At 58.1% G+C, this 23,597-nt stretch carries 30 protein-coding genes; 2 read left to right on the top strand and 28 right to left on the bottom strand.

What is annotated here, in order from left to right; genetic code table 11:
* Window positions 1-199: 199 nt before the first annotated feature.
* The gene (locus ROO76_01775) at window positions 200-1,984 is read left to right on the top strand and encodes a family 43 glycosylhydrolase (protein ID MDT8066874.1); all 1,785 of its coding nucleotides are present in this window, start codon (window positions 200-202) and stop codon (window positions 1,982-1,984) included.
* Between the two features lie 32 nt (window positions 1,985-2,016).
* Here the strand turns inward: ROO76_01775 and flgL are convergent, their stop codons facing one another.
* The 13 genes from flgL to ROO76_01710 all read right to left on the bottom strand — a co-directional run bounded on the left by flgL (window position 2,017) and on the right by ROO76_01710 (window position 10,650).
* On the bottom strand, window positions 2,017-2,910 hold the full coding sequence (flgL, locus tag ROO76_01770; protein MDT8066873.1) for a flagellar hook-associated protein FlgL: 894 nt from the start codon (window positions 2,908-2,910) through the stop codon (window positions 2,017-2,019).
* A 3-nt stretch (window positions 2,911-2,913) separates the two neighbouring features.
* The gene (gene flgK / locus ROO76_01765; GenBank protein ID MDT8066872.1) at window positions 2,914-4,281 is read right to left on the bottom strand and encodes a flagellar hook-associated protein FlgK; all 1,368 of its coding nucleotides are present in this window, start codon (window positions 4,279-4,281) and stop codon (window positions 2,914-2,916) included.
* Complete coding sequence (locus tag ROO76_01760) at window positions 4,281-4,628, bottom strand: hypothetical protein (protein ID MDT8066871.1); 348 nt, start codon at window positions 4,626-4,628, stop codon at window positions 4,281-4,283. Before ROO76_01760 ends, flgK begins: the two co-directional genes overlap by 1 nt.
* Window positions 4,629-4,664: 36 nt before the next feature.
* Window positions 4,665-4,946: a flagellar biosynthesis anti-sigma factor FlgM gene (flgM, locus tag ROO76_01755; protein ID MDT8066870.1), complete on the bottom strand. Its 282-nt coding sequence runs from the start codon at window positions 4,944-4,946 to the stop codon at window positions 4,665-4,667.
* Window positions 4,947-5,036: 90 nt separating this feature from the next.
* Window positions 5,037-5,351: a hypothetical protein gene (locus ROO76_01750; protein MDT8066869.1), complete on the bottom strand. Its 315-nt coding sequence runs from the start codon at window positions 5,349-5,351 to the stop codon at window positions 5,037-5,039.
* Window positions 5,348-6,457 carry a flagellar basal body P-ring protein FlgI gene (locus ROO76_01745; GenBank protein MDT8066868.1) on the bottom strand — a complete coding sequence of 370 codons (1,110 nt, stop codon included), beginning with the start codon at window positions 6,455-6,457 and terminating at the stop codon, window positions 5,348-5,350. Before ROO76_01745 ends, ROO76_01750 begins: the two co-directional genes overlap by 4 nt.
* 7 nt (window positions 6,458-6,464) lie before the next feature.
* Window positions 6,465-7,055: a flagellar basal body L-ring protein FlgH gene (locus ROO76_01740; GenBank protein MDT8066867.1), complete on the bottom strand. Its 591-nt coding sequence runs from the start codon at window positions 7,053-7,055 to the stop codon at window positions 6,465-6,467.
* Window positions 7,056-7,153: 98 nt separating this feature from the next.
* Window positions 7,154-7,675 (bottom strand): hypothetical protein, encoded by a 522-nt coding sequence (locus tag ROO76_01735; GenBank protein MDT8066866.1) that lies wholly within the window; start codon window positions 7,673-7,675, stop codon window positions 7,154-7,156.
* A gap of 6 nt (window positions 7,676-7,681) precedes the next feature.
* Window positions 7,682-8,473, bottom strand: coding sequence for a flagellar basal-body rod protein FlgG (gene flgG, locus ROO76_01730; GenBank protein ID MDT8066865.1), 792 nt, complete (start codon window positions 8,471-8,473; stop codon window positions 7,682-7,684).
* Window positions 8,474-8,482: 9 nt separating this feature from the next.
* On the bottom strand, window positions 8,483-9,214 hold the full coding sequence (flgF, locus tag ROO76_01725; protein ID MDT8066864.1) for a flagellar basal-body rod protein FlgF: 732 nt from the start codon (window positions 9,212-9,214) through the stop codon (window positions 8,483-8,485).
* Window positions 9,215-9,343: 129 nt separating this feature from the next.
* Window positions 9,344-9,838 (bottom strand): chemotaxis protein CheX, encoded by a 495-nt coding sequence (locus ROO76_01720; protein ID MDT8066863.1) that lies wholly within the window; start codon window positions 9,836-9,838, stop codon window positions 9,344-9,346.
* Window positions 9,835-10,218, bottom strand: a complete 384-nt coding sequence (locus ROO76_01715; GenBank protein MDT8066862.1) for a response regulator — start codon at window positions 10,216-10,218, stop codon at window positions 9,835-9,837. The genes ROO76_01720 and ROO76_01715 overlap by 4 nt, the downstream gene beginning before the upstream one ends.
* 81 nt (window positions 10,219-10,299) lie before the next feature.
* Window positions 10,300-10,650, bottom strand: a complete 351-nt coding sequence (locus ROO76_01710) for a hypothetical protein (protein MDT8066861.1) — start codon at window positions 10,648-10,650, stop codon at window positions 10,300-10,302.
* Window positions 10,651-10,653: 3 nt separating this feature from the next.
* Here ROO76_01710 and ROO76_01705 point away from each other — a divergent pair, with 3 nt between their 5' ends.
* Entirely contained in the window at window positions 10,654-10,935 is a 282-nt protein-coding gene (locus tag ROO76_01705; GenBank protein MDT8066860.1) for a hypothetical protein, read from the top strand.
* Window positions 10,936-11,138: 203 nt separating this feature from the next.
* On the opposite strand, the gene fliN is transcribed toward ROO76_01705, so the two are convergent.
* The 15 genes from fliN to ROO76_01630 all read right to left on the bottom strand — a co-directional run bounded on the left by fliN (window position 11,139) and on the right by ROO76_01630 (window position 23,585).
* Window positions 11,139-11,813, bottom strand: a complete 675-nt coding sequence (fliN, locus tag ROO76_01700; GenBank protein MDT8066859.1) for a flagellar motor switch protein FliN — start codon at window positions 11,811-11,813, stop codon at window positions 11,139-11,141.
* Window positions 11,814-11,929: 116 nt separating this feature from the next.
* Entirely contained in the window at window positions 11,930-12,892 is a 963-nt protein-coding gene (locus ROO76_01695) for a FliM/FliN family flagellar motor switch protein (protein ID MDT8066858.1), read from the bottom strand.
* On the bottom strand, window positions 12,877-13,686 hold the full coding sequence (locus tag ROO76_01690) for a FliA/WhiG family RNA polymerase sigma factor (protein MDT8066857.1): 810 nt from the start codon (window positions 13,684-13,686) through the stop codon (window positions 12,877-12,879). The genes ROO76_01695 and ROO76_01690 overlap by 16 nt, the downstream gene beginning before the upstream one ends.
* A 15-nt stretch (window positions 13,687-13,701) precedes the next feature.
* Window positions 13,702-15,774 carry a flagellar biosynthesis protein FlhA gene (gene flhA / locus ROO76_01685; protein MDT8066856.1) on the bottom strand — a complete coding sequence of 691 codons (2,073 nt, stop codon included), beginning with the start codon at window positions 15,772-15,774 and terminating at the stop codon, window positions 13,702-13,704.
* Complete coding sequence (locus tag ROO76_01680; protein ID MDT8066855.1) at window positions 15,771-16,838, bottom strand: EscU/YscU/HrcU family type III secretion system export apparatus switch protein; 1,068 nt, start codon at window positions 16,836-16,838, stop codon at window positions 15,771-15,773. Before ROO76_01680 ends, flhA begins: the two co-directional genes overlap by 4 nt.
* Window positions 16,839-16,846: 8 nt before the next feature.
* A complete protein-coding gene (gene fliR / locus ROO76_01675) occupies window positions 16,847-17,614 on the bottom strand; it encodes a flagellar biosynthetic protein FliR (GenBank protein MDT8066854.1) in 768 nt (255 codons plus the stop codon).
* Window positions 17,615-17,622: 8 nt separating this feature from the next.
* Window positions 17,623-17,892, bottom strand: coding sequence for a flagellar biosynthetic protein FliQ (locus tag ROO76_01670; protein MDT8066853.1), 270 nt, complete (start codon window positions 17,890-17,892; stop codon window positions 17,623-17,625).
* 7 nt (window positions 17,893-17,899) lie between these two features.
* Complete coding sequence (fliP, locus tag ROO76_01665; GenBank protein MDT8066852.1) at window positions 17,900-18,646, bottom strand: flagellar type III secretion system pore protein FliP; 747 nt, start codon at window positions 18,644-18,646, stop codon at window positions 17,900-17,902.
* Window positions 18,646-18,978 carry a flagellar biosynthetic protein FliO gene (locus ROO76_01660; protein ID MDT8066851.1) on the bottom strand — a complete coding sequence of 111 codons (333 nt, stop codon included), beginning with the start codon at window positions 18,976-18,978 and terminating at the stop codon, window positions 18,646-18,648. The genes fliP and ROO76_01660 overlap by 1 nt, the downstream gene beginning before the upstream one ends.
* Window positions 18,975-19,262 carry a FliM/FliN family flagellar motor C-terminal domain-containing protein gene (locus ROO76_01655; protein MDT8066850.1) on the bottom strand — a complete coding sequence of 96 codons (288 nt, stop codon included), beginning with the start codon at window positions 19,260-19,262 and terminating at the stop codon, window positions 18,975-18,977. Before ROO76_01655 ends, ROO76_01660 begins: the two co-directional genes overlap by 4 nt.
* Window positions 19,259-19,669, bottom strand: coding sequence for a flagellar basal body-associated FliL family protein (locus tag ROO76_01650; protein ID MDT8066849.1), 411 nt, complete (start codon window positions 19,667-19,669; stop codon window positions 19,259-19,261). The genes ROO76_01655 and ROO76_01650 overlap by 4 nt, the downstream gene beginning before the upstream one ends.
* Window positions 19,670-19,862: 193 nt before the next feature.
* Window positions 19,863-21,098, bottom strand: a complete 1,236-nt coding sequence (locus tag ROO76_01645; GenBank protein MDT8066848.1) for a flagellar hook protein FlgE — start codon at window positions 21,096-21,098, stop codon at window positions 19,863-19,865.
* On the bottom strand, window positions 21,098-21,367 hold the full coding sequence (locus ROO76_01640) for a flagellar hook capping FlgD N-terminal domain-containing protein (protein MDT8066847.1): 270 nt from the start codon (window positions 21,365-21,367) through the stop codon (window positions 21,098-21,100). The genes ROO76_01645 and ROO76_01640 overlap by 1 nt, the downstream gene beginning before the upstream one ends.
* 11 nt (window positions 21,368-21,378) lie before the next feature.
* Window positions 21,379-22,329 (bottom strand): hypothetical protein, encoded by a 951-nt coding sequence (locus ROO76_01635; protein ID MDT8066846.1) that lies wholly within the window; start codon window positions 22,327-22,329, stop codon window positions 21,379-21,381.
* An 800-nt stretch (window positions 22,330-23,129) separates the two neighbouring features.
* Window positions 23,130-23,585 (bottom strand): hypothetical protein, encoded by a 456-nt coding sequence (locus ROO76_01630; GenBank protein ID MDT8066845.1) that lies wholly within the window; start codon window positions 23,583-23,585, stop codon window positions 23,130-23,132.
* Window positions 23,586-23,597: the final 12 nt, after the last annotated feature.

Genomic DNA, 23,597 nt, shown 5'->3' with positions numbered 1-23,597 from the left:
GGATTTTTCACGCCGATAGTAGAACGAACTGCCCCGCGAGTCTTGCAGAATGTTTTACTCCGCAATTCCCCTGTAACACCCGCCAGTTGCGACCTCTCACAAGGTTGGTCCGTCAATACCCTGGAAGTAAGTAGTTTTTCCGCCAGTTCCTTAGGGCTTTCGCAGGGAGAGTTGCTCGATTCGGCAACATACGATTGCGATGGTGCGCATTTTCGCCATCACGCTCGCGCTGCTTACCGTGGCGCTCACAGCCTGCGGAAGCGGCGGGACATCGATCCACTCCTCGCTCGCGAAGGAACAGGCCGGAACGTATCGGAACCCGCTGCGCATCACCGTCCCTGGCGGAACCTTGATGGAAAGCTGCCCCGATCCCTCCGTTATTCGCGGACAGCTGCCCGGGGACAACAATTTCTACCTTTATTGCACCGCGGAGAGGTTCACCGACCGCGCGGCGCTCCACTGGATGGCAACCTCCAAATCACAAGACCTGGTGAACTGGACGTACGTAGGCGACGTGTTCTCGAGCAAGCCATCGTTCGTCGCTTCCGACGGCTATCTGTGGGCACCGGATATCGAGTTCTTCAACGGCAAGTACTACCTTTATTACTCCGTCTCCGATACGCAGGCCGGCGGCGCCGCGATTTTTGTCGCGACGAGCGACACCCCCACTGGCCCGTGGGATGCTTCCTCCACGCCAGTGGTCGAACCCGAACCGGTTCCCGGCCGTGGCATGCGCTCTACCATCGATCCCGCGATCGTGACCGATGGCGATCAGCGCTACATCTTTTACGGCAGCTTTAATGGAGGGATTTCTGCGCGAGCGCTCTCGTCGGATGGCCTGACTTCCAACCGCGCCAGCCAGGTCCAGATCGCTCTCCCGGATCGCTATGAGGCCGCGTACGTCATCAAGCGAAACGACTATTTCTACCTGTTCGTCTCTGCGGGCGCCTGTTGCGAAGGCCCGCTGAGCGGCTACGGAGTTTTTGTCGCTCGTTCACCGAACGCACTAGGACCTTACATCGATAAGGACGGCAATTCCCTGCTCGAATCACGCATCGGCGGCACGCCCGTGGTAGGGATGAACGGGAATCGCTGGATTGGCCCCGGGCACAATGCGGTGATCACCGACTCCGCCGGAACCGATTGGATGATTTATCACGCTATTGACGCAGGCAAGCCGTACTTTGCCGGGAGTTGGACGCGACGGCCTGCAATGATCGACCGTCTCGACTGGGTGGACGACTGGCCTGTGGTTCGAAACGGGGCGGGCCCATCCGATTCGGAGCAAACCGCGCCCATTACGGGAATGACCACATCGCCGACCGCTACCGCACCGTCGCTCCCCATCCCGATTGACAGTCCTGGCCCAATTATTACTTCGCTCTCGGACGATTTCGATGGGAATTCCTTGTCGCCGCAATGGGAATGGATTCGCCAACCCTCGCCGAGTACATTCGCTGTTGCTGACGGCGTGTTGCGGTTCGACTCTGAAGCGGGCGATATCTTCGCAGGCCAGCACAGCGCTTCGCTTCTGACTGAACCCGCACCGGTAGGCGACTTCATGGTCGAAGTCAAACTGTCGAATAACGTGCCGATCGATGGTCAACTGAATTTCGTACAGGGAGGCGTCCTTATCTACAAAGACGATTCCAACTACGTAAAACTCGTGACGGTCGCGATCAACGGTACGCGCCAGATTGAGTTCGCCAAGCAGTATCCGCTCGCGGGCAACCCCCGATACGGCAGCACTTTCCTTGCCTCTCCCGCCGATACGACGTATTTACGCATCGTGAGGCATACGATCAGCGGCACTTCGCAGGAATTGTATACCGCTTATTCCAGCCATGACGGCGTGAATTGGGAACGCGGTGGAACCTGGACCCATTCGCTGGGCACGGGCGCAAGGATAGGTCTGGTTTCGATGGGGCGCGCGGGATTCTCAAATTACTTCGATTACGTTCGCGTTTACGACCTTCTAAATTAGCAGTGCTTTTGTGTCGTGCCTCTCCGGATGTGCTACGGCAAGTAGTCGAGCAGAGTCTTCTGCTGTGTTCGCGCCACAGCGGCGAGCGTCGCATCGCGCGCGTACTGTGCCTGTTGCATTCGGGTTATGGCTTCGGCGGGATCCACCCCAACCAGCTCGGTTTCACGTGCCTGGGCCTGTAATTTTGCCGATTGCAAAAACTGCTCATCGGAATCCAGCAGGCTCAACCCGCTGCCATACGTCACTCGCAACCCGCTGACGTGCGATAGCGCATCCCGAACCTGCCCCGTCGCGGTGGCAACTCCATCAGCGTCATTTTTCTTCAGAGCATTTACGAGACCTTGCAGCGATCCGAAGACGTTCGCCGCAGGATCCATGAAGAGACTGTCACCGGCGACCGCAGTCGGAACTAAATGGCCGTCGCCGACATAAACGCTGTTCACCAGCTGATTGCCACTGTATGCCACCACCGATGCGCTGTTCTCATCTGCAGAAAACGGCTTTGTCGTCAGTTTCGTACCAGAAAACAGGAAAACACCTTGAAAGCTGGCGTTCGCCAGGCTCAGCACCTGGTCGCGTATCCCATCGACCTCATTCGCGAGCGAGGTACGTTCATCACCGGAGAGTGTCCCTGTAGCGCCTTGCACGCCGACAGTCACCGCGCGCGTTAAAGCCTCAACAACACCGCTCAGGGCAGAGTCCGAAGCGCTCAACATCTCGCGCACGCTGGAAATACTTTGCAAATACTGATCTTGCCGCGACTGCTCCTGCAGGTTCACCGAGACTGCGGCGCTCGCTGCCGGATCATCTGAGGCGACCTGTACGCGGCGACCGGTGGACATCTGCCGCATAGCGACCTGCTCCTCTTCCTGGGCTGACGACAGTACGTTCAACAGGTATGTGGTCGAATCAGGATTAATTCGCATCGATTAGCGTGCCCCCAGATTCACGGCGATATCCAGCATCTCGTTTATGGTGGCGATCACCCTTGCCGCCGCTTGATATGCTTGCTGAAACCGAATCAGGTTTGCGGCTTCTTCATCGAGCGACACTCCTGAGACGGCACCCCGCAGATCCTTCAACTGACCCAATACGATTTCGCCCGCCTGTTCGTCCGCCTTGGCGTTTGCGATTGCGCTACCTACCAGGAACACCATTGCCGAATAGGCTTCCGCTGGCGTCTGCCCGTCGATCAACTGCGAATTTCGCAGAGCCATTAGCACAAGCAGATTCGCGTTGCCACCCGCGGCGCCGTCGGAGCTGGCCGCTACGGCATTCGGGTTCGCGCTCGCCAGTGCGATTCTGCTCGCGGCGCCTGACTGCGCTGCTCCGATCGTGAACATATCACCGGCGGCGTTTCCGTCCAGATCAAATCCACTTCGATGCACCTGGTTCACGGCGGTGGCAAACTGATACGCAAACGCGTCCACACTGGACTGCATAGAAGCCAAGTCCTGGTCCCGTGCCCGCAACATTCCACCCAGTTCCCCACCCTGAATATCCGCGGTCAAGTCTGTTCCATTCGCGAGCACGCGCGTCTTTAAATCGCTGCCGATCGACGTCTCCAGCAAATACGAATTTCCCGCAACCACCAACGGCTCCCCGTGCACTGTAGTTAACGTCAGACCGTCGGGTGTATCGGTTACGAATACGTCAATTTTGGACGCCAGTTCGTTAATCAATTCCGTCCGTTGATCTTCCAATGCACCGGGCTCTTCTCCAATCGCAGTTCTGTTGGCGACTTCCTGGTTAATGTTCGCGATTTGCGTTGTCAACCGGTTTACTTCGCTTAACGACTGCACAACAGACAGGTCGATCGCCGCGCTTTCGTTTTGCAGGTTCTGGGAAAGATTATTGAGGGTCCGCGCGAGGTCTCCCGCAGAGGTCAGCACACCCTGGCGCAGCGATCCGTCTGTCGGGTTCGTCGACAGTTCGTTCAGGCTGTTGAAAAAGTTCTGCACCTGAGAACCCAAACTGTCGTCTCCGGTTCCAAACAGAGTCTCTACCCCGCTCATCGAATTGATGAAAGATTCAATTCCGCTCTGCTGTTGGTGCTCGGCAGCTATCCGCAATTCCAGCACGCGATCGCGTATGCTCTCGATCGACGAGAGTTGTACCCCTCGGCCCATCAACACGCCGGACGCGTAGGTCGGTACTTGTTCGGTTATAACTGGTCTCCGCCGCGTGTAACCTTGCGTATTTACGTTCGCGATATTATCGGTGGTCGCCCGCATTGCTCCCTGTTGCGTTAACAGAGACTGCAACGCAGTGTCGAGGCTACCAAAAAGTCCAGACATCAGGACCTCCTCTGCGCCACCAGCGCTGAGTACGTTCCGTCTGCATGGGGCAACAGCGAGCGCAGCGCAATTACCGAGCGAATGCCGCGGGTCACCGCGCATCGCAGCACTGCAAGCTGGTGGGCGAGGACAGCACGGAGTTCATGCTGATCAGGAGCACAAGCCTCCGAGCCATCGTCGCCCGCAACTCTCACGTCGATTTGAGGACCGTCGAACGGGATTTTCCGGAGCAACGCCAGTTGCCGGGAAGTTTCAGATTCCAATCCCTGCAGATCGTTGCGCGCAAGTGCGGACGTAGCGCTCTCGACCGACTCGGACATGGCTCTCAGCCAGTTGCCGTCAATCATACCCACTCGCATTGAACGCTGTTCCCGCATTGGCGCTTAGAAGATGTCCTTCAGCATGGCGTCGGCAATTGCCTGCGGCTGCACTGCATAACTGCCATCCGCTATCGAGGCGCGAAGCGCATTTACCCGAACCGTTCGCACATCCGGTTCTGACATCGCCCGTGCCGCCAGCACCGAAATGTTGCTGGTTGCAGAAGAGAGACTAGCCTCGTCTTGCCGCTCCCGCCGTACGGATCGGTCCGCTGGTGCAGAATCCGCACGATTCGTCTTCTGCGTCTCAATCGAATGCACGTTCCCGAACTGTAGATCAATTCTCATAGCCACCTCGTTACACCCACCGACTCTTACATCGGCAAATCATAAGAACACTTTAATGTGCTGCTGTACTTTATCCGCTCCGGTCCCATGTCATTGCGAATCAATCACTTGAGCAGTACCCGGCACGCCGCTCCGTTGGAGAGAGCGCACGATCATCTCGCCGATTCCCAGTCCGCCGGACCGCGCCAATCCGCCACCCACAGCCGATGTCGCCAGGGACCCGAAGCTCTCGTTTGCCGAATCCGAGTCTTCGCTCTCGTCCAGTCGATAGCATTGGTTGAGCTTCTGCAGAATCTGCGCAATCAGAATGCCCTCAAACTCCGAGGCCTTCTCGCGGAGCAGTCGCTCATTGGCGTCGGCTTGAATTGAAGTGTCGGTGAGTTTTGCATCGAATCCCACCATCACAACACCTCCAATTCCGCCTGGAGGGCTCCGGCCGCCTTGATTGCCTGGAGTATCGCAATCACATCTCGGGCTGTCGCTCCCATGCTTTGCAACCCCGTTACCAATTCTTCGACCGTCGCTCCTTCGCTCAACTCAACCTTTCGGGCCGCCGATTCGCGCGCTCGAACGTCGGGTTGCGCAACTGGCGTCGTCGTTCCCTGGCTGAACGACTGCGGCTGCGATACCTCGTATTGCGTCGAAATCTCAATTGCTAAAGTCCCATGCAAGATCGAGACCGCACTCAAACGAACGTTCTTGCCGAGCACAATCGTTCCCGTACGTTCATTTACGACCACTCGGGCCGGGACTTGCGTCTCCACCATTACATCTTCGATTCGCGCCAGCAGCGCCGTAGCGCTCGCCGAACCACTTTCCCGAACATCGATTTCAATTCGACGTGCGTCGCGCACCTGGGCCGCTGGTTTTCCAACCTCGCGGTTGATTGCATCCGCCATATCCTTGACGGTCGAAAAATCAGGTTCGCGCAACAAAAGCGCGACGTTCTTCATGGACTGCATGTCCACCGCAAAGTCCCGCTCCACCGTCCCGCCGCCCGGGATGCGCCCGACCGTCGGATGGTTCACCTGCTTCGAATTTCCTGATACTCCAGCCGTATACCCGCCGAGAGTGAGCGGTCCCTGCGCCTCGGCATACACCTGGCTGTCGCCAGCACGCAGGGGCGTCAGCAACAACAACCCGCCCTCCAGCGACTTGGCGTCTCCAATCGACGATACTGTTACATCCAGTTGCGTTCCCGACCGTGCGAATGGCGGCAGATTCGCCGTCACGAATACCGCGGCAATATTGTTGACACGCACAGCCGAAGCAGGAATCTGCAGGCCCATTTTTTGCATGACATTGGCGAGCAGTTGCGTCGTAAACAGTGTCTGCCGACGATCTCCAGTCCCGTTCAGCCCCACTACGAGTCCATATCCAATCAGCGGGTTTTCGCGAACCCCTTCTACTGTGGCAATATCGCGAATTCGAACTTTGCGCGAAGTCGCATCCTGGGAAGACGTGAGTTGTGCGACCGCTAACAGCGCCAGAATTGTCACTCGGCGAAGCATGTGTCCCTCAGAAGCCCAGGATCCTGAGCAAGAAGCGAACAATGAAATTCGGCGGATGCGTGCTGTCGCTTATCACGCCCTTCCCCGCCACCTCCACCTCAAGATTGCTCAACTGCGTCGAAAGAATGGCGTTGTCTTGCGAAACATCCGCCATACGCGCGACGCCGCGCACAGTCACGTTCTGCCGCTCATTGTTCACCAGTACCGTGCGCTCCGCTTCCACTACCAGACTGTAGCCCGGGAGCACCGCGACAACTCTTCCGGAAATCGATGTCTGCAGCAGTGACTTCGACGACGTCTGTCCCTGCCCTTGCAGACTCTGGTTGGAATGCGGAGAAAACAGGTTCTCGATCCCGCTGGTATTGATCTTCCCGGGAAGTGCGCTGATTCCGGAATCCGCCTCCAGTTTTCGCTGGCTGGCGACGGCGGCACTGGACTGGGCCAGCATCTGCTCGGTGATGCGAATGACGATCAAGTCACCGACGCCGCGCGCCCTATGATCGGAACTCAAATCCCCGTATAGCCCGGAAGCGTCCCACAAACTACCCTTCGGAAGCTCACTCTTTTCCGCACTCGCTGTCGCGCGTACTCTTGTCAAATAATCCTCCAGGCTCTTACTCTTCGCCTTTCGATTCCGGCCGAACGATGCCTGAACCAGGAGCAACAGAGCCACTGCGAAAATGAAGCATCGTCGCATCATCGCCCACCCGCCAGGACCAGTTCTCCCGTTTCACTAACCAGCGCTCGTCTCGTCATTTTTCTATCCCGCGACCGCACCCGAATGATGTCTCCTGCTCTTCCAGCCTTGAGACAAATGACAGTTTCTGCAATGCGAACCCCCGAAAGTTCCACCGTCAGCCGCCTCGTCTCACCAGCGCGCACCAGAAGCGGAGTCGTGACCCGGCTCTTGTCATCAACCGACAGCCATTGCGGATCATTCACGTGGACGATCGCCAAAACTGGGACTGTGAAGCCGGCACAACTCACCTCCACCACCCACGACCGAAGCATGGCATCGAAATGCACACGCTTCACCCTCAACCCATCGGCAGTCTCTGCGCATGAAGGCGCGACCGGAACTTCAATCCGGGCTACTGCAACGCCGGCTGCGGTGCCCCACCTGTGTAATGCTGCCAATACTGCTTCTCTCGCATCCGCCGCTTTCGCGCCGGAGCCGAGCAGAAGCAGCATCGAAATCAGAATCAGGTTTCGTCGCATATCGCGCTAACGTGTCAACGAGTTGATCTGCTGGAACATATCGTCTGCCGCGCGAACCACCCGCGAGTTTGCCTCGTACGAGCGTTGCGCCAGGATCATCTGTACAAATTCCTCTACGACATTCACGTTCGAACTCTCCAGGAATCCCTGCTCGAGTGTTCCCAGTCCTTCCGAACCACCGGGATTCGCCACGATCGGATCCCCAGATGCAGTGGTTGCAAGAAAAAGGTTTCCGCCGATGCTGTTCAAGCCGCCAGGATTAGGAAACATCGCTAACTGGATGCTCCCCACTTGCTGCGCCTGGCTTTGCCCGGGCTGCACGACAGAAACCGTTCCATCGCTGCCGATCGTGATCGACTGCGCATCAGGAGGAATCGTGATCGCAGGTTCCAGTGGATTGCCTTCAGAAGTGACAATGTTTCCCTGCGCATCGAGGTGGAAAGTCCCGGCTCTCGTATATGCCAGGTCGCCGCTCGGCAGGCGCACCTGGAAAAATCCCTGGCCCTTGATGGTGAGATCCAGCGGGTTTCCCGTTTGCGTGAAGTCCCCCTGACTCTGAATCACCTCTGACGCCGCCGACCGCGTCCCGAGGCCCACCTGTAATCCCGCGGCAAGCGTGGTCTGTTGCGTGGCTGCCGCACCGGGAGAGATCAGGTTCTGATACATCAAATCCTGGAACTGGATTCTCCGCCTCCGGAACCCCGCCGTACTCGAATTCGCGAGGTTGTTCGCAACATTGTCCAGGTTCATCTGCTGCGCCGACATACCGCTCGCGGCCGTATACAGTGCACGGAACATAGCTTCTCCCTAACCGATTCGCGGCAATTCCTGCGCCGCAATCCTGTTGAATTCGTTATGAAATAGGTACAGCGCGCGCTGCAAGCTCTCCGAATTTCGTTGTATCGCAATCAGGTTTACTGCCGCCGTGAGGGGCTGTACGTTGGAGCCCTCGATCATCCCCTGGCGTAGCACCGAACCCTTCGCCGGCTGAGCAGCGGCGGTTGGCGCGGAATAGTAAGCGTCTCCAACCGGCGTGAGCCTGGTTGCGGGGTTGAACTCAATCAGCTTTAAGCGTCCCGCAACCGCGCCATTGATCGAGAGTGTTCCGTCGTCGCTCACCGTCAGTTTGCCTTCGGGAATCCGAATCGCACCTTGCTCACCCAGCACCTCGTCCCCATCTTGCGTAACCAACTTGCGATCGGCCCCCAGGTCAAAATCGCCTGCCCGCGTGTAACGCACGCCTTCGGAAGTTTTCACCGCAAACATCGCGCGGCCCTCGATGGCAAAATCCAGGGGATTGTCGGTTTTCTGCAGCGACCCTTGACTGAAGTCGGTGGTCGTATCGCCCATAACCCCGTAGGCATTCACCACCCGATTGAGTTGTCCGACGGGTACGGTGCCGGCCAGCAACTGCCGAAACACTTCGCGTTGTCCTCGGTAGCCGGCGGTGCCACTGTTCGCCAGGTTGTTCGCCGCAAGATCGAGCGCTTGCATCTTCGCGATCAATCCCGCACATGCAGCATAAAAACCACTATCCACGACGATGCCTCCAGTTAGAACCCCTGCAGGTTCTGGGCCAGCGAAGGCATCCTTTGGAATGAGTGGTTTGCGAAACTAGCGCCGCCGAGATTAGAAAAGATTAATGAGGATTGCAGAAAGATGGCCGAACTATACCGTCGCAGTCACCTCTAGAGTGACGCAAAGGATTTCATCTTCAAATCGCAAAGTCGCTTCCGCCGTGGCCCCTTCGGAGAGCGAATGCAGTTGGTAATCTGCCCCCGTAATTACGGTTGGCACAGAAAGCATGCACTGGCTGGCGAGGTTCGTGAGCTTGGTCTTAAAGTTTCCCGCGATCATGTTGCAGACTTCCCCGATTGCATCGCGGCTCTGGCCACCAGCTTCCACAATTGGAACGCCCAGCATCTTCGAAGCCATCAATGCAGCCGAACCTGCTGTGCAACGCAGGGTGATGACTCCGCACATTGAGCCCGCCAATCCAACGATGGCTGTGTATTCGTGAACGGTTCCGTTTGACACCTTATTGGTTGCCTCCAGGCTGCTACCCAACACGATCTCGAACACCTCGCATGTGGCCACTTCCAGCATGGAGCGCCAGTGCTCGACGGTTTCCCAGTTCGCATCTATCGCGGATGCCGCGCTCATATGGTCCTTTCCAGCAGAGGAGTGACCTGCTCTTTCACCTGGTCGGCTGTAAATGGTTTGCGAATGTATCCCTTCGCTCCCGCCTGCAATGCGTGCACAACATTCGACTCGCTGCCTTCGGTTGTAATCATCACGATCGGGGCTCGCGGGCCATTCTCAAGCTTCGCAGCTCGCCGCACAAACTCTAACCCGTCCATTACCGGCATGTTGATGTCGCACAGTATAAGATCCACGGATTGAGTTTGCAGAAGACCAAGCGCCTCGGAACCATTGCCCGCTTCCACAACCTGGGATATCTCGATCCCAGCCTGCCGCAACGATCTCTCCACGATCTTTCTCATGACCGACGAATCGTCTACTATCATGGCCCGAACTTTCATGGCCTCTTACCTCGGAACTGCGAAGTAGTCCTTGCGTCCAACGTACATTCTCTTCATCGGCGATATTGCGCGCCGGCTTTATTACGGCCGCTGGAAGAACAGGTCGAACTTCCCGGCTGCTCTCTCCACCCGAACCCAAATGTGGTCAAGACAACCGTGTACGCGCACCCGGTCCGCACCTAGTCGCTCCGCATATCCCGCGACACTCATTGCCATTTCCTTTGCCGTCAACGCCGTCGTGAAGGCCACCTCGTCATCGCGGTTGCCGGCGTCACTACCGAGTCGACGTTCGAGTTCGCTCTCATCAATCATGCACGGCTCGGCATGGCAATCCAGCATCTGCTCAATCGCCAGCAGCACCGTGTAATTTACGTCCTGGGCAAAACCGACAAACATGCAATTCCCGGAGTCAGCCAAATGAACCGGAGTCATTCGGTGTTTCAGCTGAAGGAGTCGCGGCACCAGTCGCTCACAACCCTGATGTTCTCCAGCGGGATACACCGGACAGCCCCATTGCACGGCCAGCGCCGCCGTTATCTGGCCTTCGTTGGCGATTCCAAGACGCCGCAGACACTCTCCAACGCGCGCTCCGGTTTCCCGATGCGCCTGCAACGCCGCGTAGAGCTGAGGCTCGTCGAGAATGCCGCGCGACAGCAAAAGAAGGCCAACAGGCGTTCGGTGCTTACGATTTCCCGCTCCTCGTCGCTCGCCGAGTAATGCTTCGAATCGGCGTTCCAATTCCTCCCGTAGGCACTCTGCCCCGCAGTACCACTGATCGGCAAAGCGCACGCCCACGGACTTACGCAGCACTCCCTGCCATCGCGTTCGCCGCCTGCAACGCTCCCATCTGCATCTTGGCGCCAGTTCATCCCAATTGATTTTTGAACCCATTCGACGCGCGGTATTCATCAACTCTGTAATCATCTGGGATCCTTTCTCAGGGATTCAACTCTCTCGCGCGCGGTTACGACTTCTCCTACTCGTAATCCATACCGACCGTCCACCACCACGACTTCACCCCGTCCAATCAGTTTCTTGTCCACCAGCAGGTCCACCGGTTCCTGCACTTGCCGATCTAGTTCCACCACTGATCCCGGTTGGAGTTCCAGGATTTCGCGCAAACGCATTCGGCGGCTCCCGAATCGCAGCCGAACGCCCAGTTGCACATCCATGAGCAGATCAAGATTCCCGCTACTTTGTGCCCCTTCCAGCGCCGGACGGTCCGTCTCGATCACAAGGTCGCGCATCCCGGCCAGCAGTTCCTCGCTGAAGCACAACCTTGCCGCTCCCGACCACTCCGGTTTCTCGAGCACAAGACTCGCAAACGCCTGAGGGGTCCATTTCGGATCCTCAAGAGCAACCGCGAACGACACTTCCGAGAATCTCGGTCGCAGCGCCGTCGCAGCTGTTCCGCAGACCTGCCGCAATAATTCCGTCAATGCTTCGCGTTCTTCGGCTTCTGCGACCTGGGCTTCCGGGCCTAACAGTGCCAGCGCCAGTTCGTGCGCAATCTTGTGGCTGAACTCAACCATCAGCTCGCCATTGAGTCCTCCTGAGGTCGCAAGCACCGCACGAATCTCTCTGTTCTCAATCACGGATACGTCCGACCGCACTTTCCATTCCTGCCCGGAACACTGCGATAGCACCGAAGCCGCTGCCTGGCAAAATGTCTCAACAAACCGTTCCATAAATTTTCCTCATTTCGCAACTTCTAGCTCTGCAAGGGCACAATCCGGGCGCCGATATGGCCCGCCCTTCGCGAACCTATTCGCACCACGTCTGCCTCGAAACAAGATTGATTTGCAACCAGCAACCGGACCGGTTGTTCCACCTGCCGCTCGAATTGAACGGTCTCCCCTGGCACAAGTTCCACCAATCGCCGCGCATCCATCGGCTGCGGTTCGAGCGAGAGTTCCGCCAGGAACGGACACTCCAGCAAACGGGCGATCAGTTGCTGGCTACACTCGGATAGTTCTTTGGGCCGCCGGTATGCCCAGTTGTCCGCGAGCTTCCGCAACAGAATGTTCGAGACAGATGACGGGCAGACCACGTTGAATACTCCCCGGCTCTCAGCCATGCGAATCTCGAAGCTCAGAGCCAGTGTCTTTTCGTTCGGCGCCATCAGTTGCTGCATTTGCCCCGGCGTCTGCCTATGCTCGAATGACACCGCCAGCCCTGCAGGCTGCCACGATATTTCCAATTCCTTGCAGACGATTCGCACCACTCCATCCAGGATCTGCTCCTCGATTTCCGTGATCTCGCGCACTTCCGCCTCCGCCTCGCCGATGCCGCCCAGCAGTAGATCGATGATCGGAAATGCCAGAGACAAGTCCATTTGAAACGCAACGCTCGCATTCGCTGGTTCGATGTGTGCTGTTGCGAGATAAGTCAGTTCCGGAAACCGCGTCAGTACATCGCTGTACGGCAGCTGTTCTACCGAAACCAGATTCGCGTCGAATACCACTCTCAGATATGCTCCCAATGAGTGCGTAAGATTGCGGGCAAATGCTTCATGCAGTTGCGTGATCGCACGCAGCGATTCCCTCCCGATCTGTCCGCTTTCGGCACAATTCCATGGTTTTACACGTTCTTCATTTGCAATGCCTTCTGTCGGGCGACCACGCGCTGCCCTGACCATCGCATCGATTTGATCCTGGTTCAGCACCTTTTCCATGACGCCTCCAGCAACGCATCGACTAAATGACCCGTCTGCCCCGGCATCATCTTGGAAACCAGCAACTCCTGCATTCGCGCACGCAACCGAACCAACGCAAGCGAATGAATTTGTGAAACTCGAGACTCGCCGACACCAAGCACTTCGCCCACTTCTTTCATCGTCAGCTCTTCGAAGTAGTAGAGCGATAAAACCTGCTGTTCTTTCTCACCTAGCTCGCCAATTGCTCGCGCCAGCGCCGACTTCATCTCCGACTGCAGGCACAAGAAGTACGGGCTCTCTTCAGGATTTCCGGCCACATATTCGCATAAGTCCTCCATCTCACCTCCCGACGCCGATTCGATCTGCAAGCTCCCCAAGTCGAGTCCGCCGAGTTCCCCGAGGATATGGTGGAGTTCTTCCACGTCGATGTGTAATTCTGCCGCTATTTCCGTTTCGCTCGCCGCGCGTCCCAGCTTTGAATTCAAACTTGCCGTCGCCTCTTCGATCCGCCGCGCCTTCCGTCGAAGGTCTCGCGGACTCCAATCCAATTCGCGCAGACTATCGAGGATTGCGCCCCGAATGCGGAACTTCGCATACGACTTGAACTGAACCTGCTTGGTCGAATCGTACTTGTGCACCGCGTCAATCAGTCCCAGTACTCCCGCATGCACCAGGTCTTCCAGTTGCACGTGCTGCGGCAAGCGCTCATGGATTCGCCGCGCGATGTAGCGCACCTGCGGTAATTGTTCCGTGATCAGGCGGTCTCGCTCGTGCTGGTCCATCATCTTGTAAGCAGTGTCGGCGGATCCCATCTGTCCTCCTTGTCCCTATCGCACCATTCCTAACGTTTGCACCGGCACAGTCGGCGGGACCTCTCCCGGCGACAGCACTACCAATTTCGGAATAAACGGCTCCAGCAACCGCCGCAGATGGAACCTGGCCGGTGTCGGACACAACAGGACGGGCGAGGCCAGCGACAACTGCTCTCCCGCCAGTCGTTTCATTCCCTCCAGCAATCGCCGTGCGAACGACGGTTGTAGCGGCAACTGCGCCGGTGCGGCAGCCTGGGGGTCGAATGCCCGCGTCAGTTCTTCTTCGATCTCCGCGTCAAGCGCCAGCACCTTGAGCGTGCCGTCGCCCGAAAGCAGCGGTTTTACCAGTGCCCGGCTCAGCGATTGCCGGGCCGACTCCACGAGCAGCACCGGGTTCTTGCTGATCGCCGCCATCTCCACCATGCTCTCCAGAATTGTCCCGAGGTCGCGGATCGACACCTGCTCCCGGAGCAACTGTTGCAGCACGCGCTGCACCTCGCCGAGGCTCAGCAGTTTCGGAACAAGTTCTTCGGCCAGTTTCGGGTGACTCTCGCTCAACCGATCCAGGAGCCGCTTCGCCTCCTGGCGCGTCAGCAACTCGTGCGCGTTCTGCCGAATTACCTCCGCCAGATGTGTCGCCAGAACCGATGTCTGGTCTACGACTGCGAATCCCGCCGCGACAGCCTGGTCGCGCGCCGCCGGCACAATCCATCGAGCACTTACGCCAAACGCGGGCTCTTTCGTTTCGATACCTGGAATCGCGGGCTCCTCCGCGGACGAACTGATCGCCAGCAAACGGTCCGCCTGCATCTCCCAGCGCGACACTTCCACCCCGCGGAGGCAGATCACGTACTCGTGCGGTTTCAGTCGAAGGTTGTCGGTAATGTGTACAGGGGGGACTACGAATCCCAACTGCTGTGCCAAATGTTTGCGTAACGCTCGCACCCGCGACAGCAACTGTCCACCCTGTCGCGTGTCGACGATCGGAACCAACCCATATCCAACTTCGAGGCTGAGTTCATCCAGTAGTGGCAATGCATCCGCAATGTCTCCAACCGGATGCTTACCCTCCGGTTCCGTCGCCTTAGCCTTTGCCGCCGTGGTTGCGTCCTGCTGCCTCTTGGCGCGTCGCGCCAGGAACCCGACTCCGACCGCCATCGCGATGAACGAAACTTTCGGCAGCCCCGGCACCAGCGCCAGCAGCAGCATTGTCCCGGCGCCGATCCACAGCGGACGGCTGCGCCCGAGCAACTGCTCTCCCACATCTGTGCCCAGGCTGCTCTGCGACGAAGCCCGTGTCACGACGATCGCACCCGCAATCGATACAAGCAGCGACGGAATCATCGTCACCAACCCATCGCCAACGGTGAGCACGGTGTAAGTCTTCAGCGCCTCGCGAAATGGAATGTCGAGTTGGAAAACACCGATCAGGAATCCCGCGATAATGTTGATCGCCGTGATCAGGACCGTTGCCAGCGCATCGCGCTGGTTGAACCTGGCCGCGCCATCCATTGCGCCATAGAATTCCGATTCCCGCGCCACCGACTCACGCCGGCTCCGCGCCTCAGCCTCATCGATCAGCCCCGCATTCAGGTCGGCATCGATCGCCATCTGCTTGCCCGGCATGGCATCGAGAGTGAAGCGCGCCGTCACTTCCGCCGTACGCACCGCACCGTGGCTGACTACCATGTACTGGATCGCGATCAGCGCCAGGAACAACACGAATCCAACAACATAATTACCGCCGACCACGAATTGTCCGAACGCCTGGATTACGCTTCCAGCCGCCGAGACGCCCTCGTTCCCATGCAGCAGAATTCGCCGGCTGCTCGCCAGGTTCAGCGACAACCTGAACAACGTCAGCAACAAAAGCAGGCTGGGGAATACAGAGAACTGCACGGGACGGAGGATGTGCACCGCTGATAACAACACCAGCACGGAAGCCGTGATGCTCAGTGCCAGCAGCAAATCGAGAAGCAGTGACGGCATCGGCACCAGCATCACGAATACGAGCGATACCGCCGCCGATGGAATGATCCACTCCGCGGCCGCGGAGAGCTTCGTTGGCGCCTGCGCCGGGACGCTCATCGCAGTGCCTCCGCCATGGCTCGCGCCCGCGCCTGGGCACGATACACGTATGCCAGCACCTCAGCCACGGCGAGATAGAGTTTGGGCGGTATCGCGTTCCCAATCGGCACAGCCCGATATAACGCGTGCGCCAGCGGCGGATTCTCTACCGTCGGAACTTCGTTCCACCGAGCTTCTTCTTTTATTCGTTCCGCTAGCCGGTCTCGTCCCTTCGCGACCACCACCGGCGACGGCATCTCGCCCGAATACGCCAGCGCAATCGCATAGTGCGTCGGATTGGTAACGACCACTGCCGCCTTCGCCACGTCGGCCAGCATCTTGCGGCGCCGCGCTTGGCGCTGCAGCCGACGAATCTTGCCCTTCACCATCGGATCGCCTTCGCTCTCCTTGTGCTCCTGCCGCAACTCTTCCCGGCTCATCTTCAGGTCGCTTTCTACCCGATACCGCACCAGCAGGTAGTCCGCCATCGACCACACCAGCATCACCAGGCCGCACTTCCACGCGATCTCGTACAGCAATGCGAATATCCACAGCGCCGACCCCGCGCCCGTTCGAAACGATGCCACCTTCAACTGGCTCCACTCGCGCGCAAGCACGCCGATTGTGAGATAAACAATCGCAGTTCCTGGAACCAGCGATCTCAGGAGACTCGCAACCGAGTTGATCGAAAACAGCTGCTTGAACCGTTCCGCAGGATTCATCCTGTCTGGCCGAAAGTTCAACACCTCTGGAGCCCACGTGAACCCTGCCTGCACAAACGATCCCGCCAGCACCATGGCCCAGCCGGCAACGACTCCGGGCAGCGCCCATCGAAACATTCCAGTCGCCGCCCACAGCATCATTGAAGTAACGTTCAGCCTTTCCCCGGCTCCAGCCGCATCAAGCCATGAATGCATCGCGTCTCCCCAATCGCGCACGTCTGCCTGAGACCGCCAATGCACCACTACCAGCAAAGCGAACACGCCGAGTGCCGACGACAGTTCACGGCTGCGCGCCACCTGCCCCTGTTCGCGCGCCTTCTGCCGTCTTCGCGGTGTCGGTTGTTCGGTCTTGTGATCCGCCATCGTTTTCCTCAGTGCGCCAGATGCAACAAGCGCTCGCCGTGCTCAACCGCACCGGCAAACGCGTGCTCAAACCATCGCGGCCAACTCACGATCGCCGCTGTCATTACAAGCAGCCCCAACACACTCTTCACCGAAAGTCCAACAAACAGCACTGGCAATTGCGGCGAGGCTTTGCCCAGGAATCCCAGCGCGAGATCCGCGAGCATCGTAGCCGCCAGCGCCGGCGCGGCAATCTGAACCCCGGCAAAGAATTGATAGCCCGCCTCATGCATCAGGGCCCCCACAACCGCACTATTGAGAACCGTTTCACCCGGCGGCACATATGCGAAACTGTGCGCGAGTCCGCGCAGCATCCAATTCGGCACATCCAACGCGAGAAAGAGCAGCATCACGATGGTCTGCTGCAATAGTCCAAATACCGGCGTGTCCGCCTGGGTCTGCGGATCGAGCACATGGACGAGCGAAAATCCCAATTGCACTCCGAGAATCTGTCCCGCCAGTTGCGAGGCCTCGAACACGAATTGCACCGACAATCCCAGAAGCAGTCCCAACATCAGTTCGCTGCTTGCCACTACGGCAAATTCTCCAGGCGTGGCGATCGCCGGTTTCGGTGCAATCCCCAGCGGATACAACAACCACATCAGCAGGATCGCCAGCCCCACCTTGATCCGCCCCGGCATCGACGCGCTTCCATAGAACGGCGCGAACAGCAGCAGCCCCGAAATGCGCAGCCCCGATACTGCAAATCCCAGCACGAGTTGTTCCAGGTTCAGCAACCTCGCTCCTAGTGCAGAAAAGGGTGAAAATCCGAAAACAACTGCACCGTAAAACCGGCCAGCCTCCGCAACATCCAGGGCATAAGCAGGACGGCCGCTACGGCCGCCGCCAGCAGTCGCGGAACGGTGGCGACTGTCGCATCCTGAACCGAGGTCAGCACCTGCACGATGCTGATCGCCAGGCTGATCACCGTCGCAATCGCCAATATCGGGGCGCCAATCAGCAGCGTTGTTTGCATCGTGATCCGCCCCAGTTCCACCACTCTCTCTACCGGCATCTCTTCCTCACGCATAACTTCGCATCAGCGAACCAATCAGCAGGTTCCATCCATCCACCATCACAAACAGCAGGATCTTCAGCGGGGTAGAAATTACTACCGGTGGAAGTTGCAGCATGCCTATCGATGTCGTAATCGCCGCGACGACCAGATCGACAACAAGGAATGGGAGAAACAGCACCGCACCGATCTGAAATCCCGCTTTCAACTCGCTCAGCAAGTAGGCCGGAGCCACCACCCGCATCGGCAGGTCTTCCGGCCGCTTCGGCCGCGGTGTATTGCTCAGTTCCACGAACAGAGCCGCGTCCTTCTCGCGGACATACCGCAGCATGAATCGCTTCAATGGCACCGAGCCCGCATCAATTGCCTGCATCGCTGTCATCCGGTTCTGCTGAAATGGAACGATTGCCTGCTGCTGGATCGCCACGCCCACCGGTTGCATCAGGAACCAGGTCAGCACCAGGGAGAGCCCGATCAGCGTCTGGTTGCTCGGCGCGGTCTGGGTTCCCAATGCCTGTCGCAAGAAGTGGAAAACGACCAGCAGGCGAACGAACGGCGTCATGGACAGCAGCACCGCCGGCAGAAGCGTCAGCAGCGTGAGAAGGATCACAATCGACCACGGCACCGAACCCGAATTCCCGTAAGCATTCCAGTTCAATCCCGCCGGCGGATTTTGCACCGCCGGAATCGGTCCCGCCCAGGCGCTGCCGGGAAGCAGCAACATGGCCAACCCGCCCCAGTCGCGAGACTGCATTAAAGAGTCTCCACGGGCGTGGCCATCTTCTCCGCCAGGCCTGCGGAGAATCTTTGGTCCTGCAATTCCGTCAGCAGGTTCACCGAGTTCGACGCCCCCCCAATCAGGAATCGCCTCTTCTCAAACTCGACCAGTGCAACGAATCGCTTCTCTCCCAACGGCACCGTCTCGCGCAATCGCAGCTGTCGCGGTGTGCGCGCCCGCCAACGAGAGGAGAACCAGCGCGCAAGTTTTGTCCACCAGTTCTTCACCGGCGGTGCGCTCTTCCTGTTCTTGCGGAGACGCCGCTTCTTCTTCGGTTCCATGGTCACCACTGCCGATTCCCGCTTCATGCCCACTCCGTGATTCGTATCGCAAGTTTCCCGCAAACCACCTCAAATTCCGCCCACGCAGCCAGTTCGCCATTGATCCTCAGCGGCACGTCTTCTCCCTGCGTCCACCTCGTGTCCAGAATCTCTCCCGGTTCCAGGCTTAACAGATCCGCCACTGTGAAATGGGGTATCGACAACTCCAACGTGACCTCGCATGGCAGGTTCAGCATCGGCCCCCATTGCCGAGGGTCATGTAGAATCCCGGCCGAAATACTTGCCACCGCGTCTTCAGTAGACGAGTTCATTGCTGCAGTAGGAATTCCGTGAAGTACACTTCCCTGGTCTGAAGTTCCGGCAGTTTGTCGTTCAATGCTTTGAGAATTTCTTCTTTCAGTCTTTTCTTGCCATCGCTGGTCGCCATATCCTCGGACTTCGTCGCCATCAGCACTCCCAGGATCACATCACGGATCGGCGCAACCGGTTTCGTTTCACTTTCTTTCGTCGTTTTCTCGCTGACCACTCCCAGATCAATCCCTGCCCGCAAGAATGTGCGCTGACCCTCATCTGCCAGGTTCACCACGAACGTCTCAAGGTGAATTACCGCGAGCACGGGCTTCTCTTGTTTTGCTTCTTTAGCGTGCAGCCATTTGCAGCCGCTCACAGTCAGCGCTATTCCCAGCGCCATCGTCAAACTCAGCACCTTCTTCGTCACTGCAAGCTCCTGAAAAACCGTAGACACACACTGCAATCGGCGTGCCGAGTTCAAAGCGAGTTTTTGTGGAGAAATATGCGCAGAAACAAATCACTTATCGCGACAGGGCATCGCGCACGCGTCCGAAGATTGGAACGCTTTAATGAGGGAGATTAGAAGGGCGCCGTCGGCATTCCGGCACCCTTCTCTATACCTATCGTTTCAAGTTAATCGTATCTTGAGTAATTTCGTCGAAGGTTGTGATCGCCTTCGCGTTCGCCTCGAATCCGCGCTGCGCCAAGATCAGTCTCGCAAACTCGCTCGCGATATCCACATTGGAGAGTTCCAGTGCGCCGCCGGATAACGTTCCACGTCCGCCCGTCCCCGGCTTTCCAACTACTGCTTGGCCCGAGGAAAGGGTTGGGGTGAAGCAGTTGTGACCATCGCGCAGGAGGCCCTGCAGGTTCGCAAAGTTCGCCAGCGCGATCTGCCCTAGGACCTTCGTCCCATTGGTGAACGAGCCCAGGATAACGCCGTCACTGCCTATATCAAAATCAAGTAGCGATCCGCTGCTGAACCCATTCTGGTACGTAGAGGATGTGTTACTGGCCGACGCCATCTGCGTGAGCATCGGCTGCCCCTTGTCGTAGAGCCGCCAATCCAACAGTAGATCCGCAGCGCCGTTCGAAAATCCGCTAATCGTCAGGCCGGTTACGTCTGTGGCCGGAGAGATCAGTTGCCCGTTGCCGTCGAACTGCACCGTCCCCGTTCCCAGCGTTACGGGATTACCGGTCTGGCCCAAGTCCTCTGCGGGAATCGTGATTGTATAGCCCCACTGGTTGAGATCCGTTTTGGAGAATTGGAACTGCAAAACGTGGCTTGCCCCGAGAGAGTCGTACACGGTCAACGGGCTAGTAAACGGCGTGTCGCCGATATTTGTATTCGCGTCAAGATTCGTCTTCATTTGAAGATAGCTGGTCGGGCTCGGCGAGTTAATCTGACCCTTGCCCAGCTGAATCGGGCCGAGGTCCAGGCTTGTGTCGATCACCCCATCGATGGCCTGGTAGCCGAGCACGCGCTGCCCGTCTTGTGTCGTCAGGTATCCTTCAGGATCTTGCGTGAAGTTGCCGGCGCGCGTGTACTGCAATGCTCCGTCCTTCTCGACGACGAAGAAGCCATCGCCGCTAATCGCCACGTCCGTCTTTACGCCGCTCGACTCTGTGCTGCCGCCAGTGAAAATCGTTCCGATGCTTCCCACCGTTGCTCCTGCCCCGGTCTGGATCGCATCGCCAGCGCCATTCGTACCCAACGTCTGGTAGAAGAGGTCGCGAAACGTCACCCGCGACTGTTTGTAGCCAACCGTGTTCAGGTTCGCCAAGTTATTACTGATGGCGGAAAGCGCCGTGGAACTCGCCGTCAGCCCGGAAAGTGGAATCGAAAAGATCGGCATTATCGGCCTCCTGCCGCGGCGTTCGCGGCCGAACTCGTGGACGCATCCGTTGTTGAGCCCAACAGCTGCCGGATCTGCATGATTTCTCCCAAGGTGTTGAATTGCACCAGTTGACCGACAAACTGCGTCGGGTCCATGGGCGAAATCGGATCCTGCGACTTCAGTTCCGTCGTCAGGAGTTGCAGGAACATGTCTCCGCTCTCTCCTGTTAAGCCCATCGCGTTTGAACTTGCATCCGTACTTGTTCCCGAACTCCCATCTACCTGCATGGCATCTCTCCTCAGGCACGCAGATCGAGCGCACCCTGGTGAATTGATAAAACCGATTTCCGGATTTCGAGAGGCCGCCAGCTCTCACCATCGCTACTTGCGTCCCTCTCGCTTCTCCCACCCGTATCCTGGCCTCTCCCTGCACCACCGTCAGACCCGGAGCTGGAAGTCTGAAAATGCGCCAGTTCCAACGACTGGTTGGCCAATGATCGGCTCAAGCTTGCCAAGTCCGCGTGTAATGAATCGCACAAACGCGCATCCGCCGACACCACCGCTCCAACGCGATCGTGGTCCACCATCGCCCGAATCTCGACACGCCCGAAATCCGGCGTATCCCATCCAAACCGCATCTCCTGGTGCGAAAGCCGCGACAGCATTTGACTCGCACCCGGCACAAAACTCTCCGGCAGGCGCCACTCGGCCTCCACAGGACGTGACGTTACGGTCCCGCTTGGCACGGGTGGTTCATGACTCCGCGCCGATCCCGGAACGTCCCCGCAGGTGATCACCGCGGCTCTCGTGAGGCCAACCGACCTTTCGGCATTCGCATTCTTATGAGGGCCTGACTCAAGCGCGACGGAGTCCACCCTGGTCGCTCCGCTCTGATTTGTTACGTGCCTTTCCAGGTGAGACTCCGTCGTACGTTCGCGGTTCGTCTGCGTGGGCAATGAACTGTCGTCTGTGTTGGCATCGACTTTCGATGCTGCCTTCTTCATTGCGGTCTGCACGGACTGCGGCTTCGAGGTCTTGCGATCTTGTGTCAAAACAGGCTCGCGATATCCCTTTACGGCGGCTTGCTCTCCGCTCGCGCGCTGGCGCACTTGTTCGGCCGCTCGTGCCAAGTCCGCGGTGTTCGCTGTCGGCTTCGGAGTCCCTTCGACGGGTTTCGCAGCGTCTGGATTTGCCGTTCGCTCCGCATCGGTAGCGGTAGTCGTTAAGTCTGCGTTCGCGACATTATCCATGCTCCGTTGTACAGAAACCTGTACGCGCGCCTCCTTAGTCGACGTTAACTCCGGCTTCGGAAACTCCGCACCCATCTCCTGCCTTTGATAGTTGTCCTCGCTTGAGTCCCTGACTTCGAGGGCCGGGGAACTGGCACCCCCCGGTTTCGTACCCTTGTTCATCAATCTTTCTGCAACCTTCTCGTCAGATCTCGCTGGGTCGGTGTTCTGCGCCTCTTCCGCCCCCCGAGGTTTCGTTATAGGGTTCGCCTCGGAAACCAACGGCTCACGTTCCACAGCGCACTGGTTCGAATCGGTGGGGGCGGCTGATTCAGCGCACTTATAGGATCCTCCCCTTCGCAACGTCCCAGTTGCGGTTGTATCCACAGTGGGGGGATGCTTCTCTGCCGTACCGGCAGGAACCGCCACCCGCATTACATCCAGAACTGAGTTTTCTGCGGAGATTATCTGTACTGGCACTGCAACTGGAGTTACCGGGGATGCCACGGATGCCGGCGTACTTTCACCCAGATCTGGTTTCTTCCCCGCGGGTCCTTTCGGCAGTCCTTCTTTGCCCTTCTCGCTAATCTTCTCTGCCGCGAGTTGCACATTATTGCGTTCTCCTGACGGGCGTGACGCAACCTCGGAAAAAACGTCTGCAAACACGGAACCTGGAGAAGTTGGCGCGCTCGTCGCTGAGTTCTCGACTTCCACCGGTGCGGCCTGGATTGTGCCTACCATCGCAAGAACACACTGCAATCGTCAGCCCGTTTCTCGCATGCGACTACAGCCCCACCCTCAACCAACGAAGGCTAAAGCTTTTATCCATCACTGCCGATATTCTTTCGGCACACCGCTTCATCCGTTGTAGGCGTGCCCTGGGCAGCCTCTGCCGAGTAGATAGGCAACGCTTGCCCACTTCGCTGCGCGCGCGTCAGCAGGTATGCCGCATCCAGGTCTCGCTGCTCTCTGCGTATTTCCTGGGTACGAAATATTTCCATCTGCTTTTCGCGGAATTTCTCCAGCACTTCACATTCTTGCCGCGTTGCCAAATACACTTGCTCCTGCTTCCCCGCTGCAGCGTTTGCCTCCTCGGCACGCTGCTTCGCCCGTCTCTCGTGAATCCCTAATACCGCGCAGCACTCCCGGACAAACCTCATCTGCGCCCCCCACGTACCGTTTGGCTGAGCGTTTGAGCTTAGCGACTCTTTTCGCAACAACTCAATCCGCTGCGCATCCTGCTGTGCTTTTGCCTTTCTGAGATTCGCCGTAGCCAATTTCAGTCGCTC

The sequence above is a fragment of the Terriglobia bacterium genome, from assembly GCA_032252755.1.
Classification (GTDB): Bacteria; Acidobacteriota; Terriglobia; order Terriglobales; family Acidobacteriaceae; genus JAVUPY01.
Note: the sequence above shows the minus strand (reverse complement) of the source record. Positions and strands in the feature narration are given on the sequence as shown.

Bases quoted from the DNA above. Each gene is read 5' to 3' on its own strand.
- ROO76_01775 (MDT8066874.1), top strand. From the start codon at position 200: ATGGTGCGCATTTTCGCCATCACGCTCGCGCTGCTTACCGTGGCGCTC.
- flgL (MDT8066873.1), bottom strand. From the start codon at position 2,910: ATGCGAATTAATCCTGATTCGACCACATACCTGTTGAACGTACTGTCG.
- flgK (MDT8066872.1), bottom strand. From the start codon at position 4,281: ATGTCTGGACTTTTTGGTAGCCTCGACACTGCGTTGCAGTCTCTGTTA.
- ROO76_01760 (MDT8066871.1), bottom strand. From the start codon at position 4,628: ATGATTGACGGCAACTGGCTGAGAGCCATGTCCGAGTCGGTCGAGAGC.
- flgM (MDT8066870.1), bottom strand. From the start codon at position 4,946: ATGAGAATTGATCTACAGTTCGGGAACGTGCATTCGATTGAGACGCAG.
- ROO76_01745 (MDT8066868.1), bottom strand. From the start codon at position 6,457: ATGCTTCGCCGAGTGACAATTCTGGCGCTGTTAGCGGTCGCACAACTC.
- ROO76_01735 (MDT8066866.1), bottom strand. From the start codon at position 7,675: ATGCGACGAAACCTGATTCTGATTTCGATGCTGCTTCTGCTCGGCTCC.
- flgG (MDT8066865.1), bottom strand. From the start codon at position 8,473: ATGTTCCGTGCACTGTATACGGCCGCGAGCGGTATGTCGGCGCAGCAG.
- ROO76_01720 (MDT8066863.1), bottom strand. From the start codon at position 9,838: ATGAGCGCGGCATCCGCGATAGATGCGAACTGGGAAACCGTCGAGCAC.
- ROO76_01715 (MDT8066862.1), bottom strand. From the start codon at position 10,218: ATGAAAGTTCGGGCCATGATAGTAGACGATTCGTCGGTCATGAGAAAG.
- ROO76_01710 (MDT8066861.1), bottom strand. From the start codon at position 10,650: ATGACTCCGGTTCATTTGGCTGACTCCGGGAATTGCATGTTTGTCGGT.
- ROO76_01695 (MDT8066858.1), bottom strand. From the start codon at position 12,892: ATGGAAAAGGTGCTGAACCAGGATCAAATCGATGCGATGGTCAGGGCA.
- ROO76_01690 (MDT8066857.1), bottom strand. From the start codon at position 13,686: ATGGGATCCGCCGACACTGCTTACAAGATGATGGACCAGCACGAGCGA.
- flhA (MDT8066856.1), bottom strand. From the start codon at position 15,774: ATGAGCGTCCCGGCGCAGGCGCCAACGAAGCTCTCCGCGGCCGCGGAG.
- ROO76_01680 (MDT8066855.1), bottom strand. From the start codon at position 16,838: ATGGCGGATCACAAGACCGAACAACCGACACCGCGAAGACGGCAGAAG.
- ROO76_01670 (MDT8066853.1), bottom strand. From the start codon at position 17,892: ATGCCGGTAGAGAGAGTGGTGGAACTGGGGCGGATCACGATGCAAACA.
- fliP (MDT8066852.1), bottom strand. From the start codon at position 18,646: ATGCAGTCTCGCGACTGGGGCGGGTTGGCCATGTTGCTGCTTCCCGGC.
- ROO76_01660 (MDT8066851.1), bottom strand. From the start codon at position 18,978: ATGAAGCGGGAATCGGCAGTGGTGACCATGGAACCGAAGAAGAAGCGG.
- ROO76_01655 (MDT8066850.1), bottom strand. From the start codon at position 19,262: ATGAACTCGTCTACTGAAGACGCGGTGGCAAGTATTTCGGCCGGGATT.
- ROO76_01645 (MDT8066848.1), bottom strand. From the start codon at position 21,098: ATGCCGATCTTTTCGATTCCACTTTCCGGGCTGACGGCGAGTTCCACG.
- ROO76_01640 (MDT8066847.1), bottom strand. From the start codon at position 21,367: ATGCAGGTAGATGGGAGTTCGGGAACAAGTACGGATGCAAGTTCAAAC.
- ROO76_01635 (MDT8066846.1), bottom strand. From the start codon at position 22,329: ATGGATAATGTCGCGAACGCAGACTTAACGACTACCGCTACCGATGCG.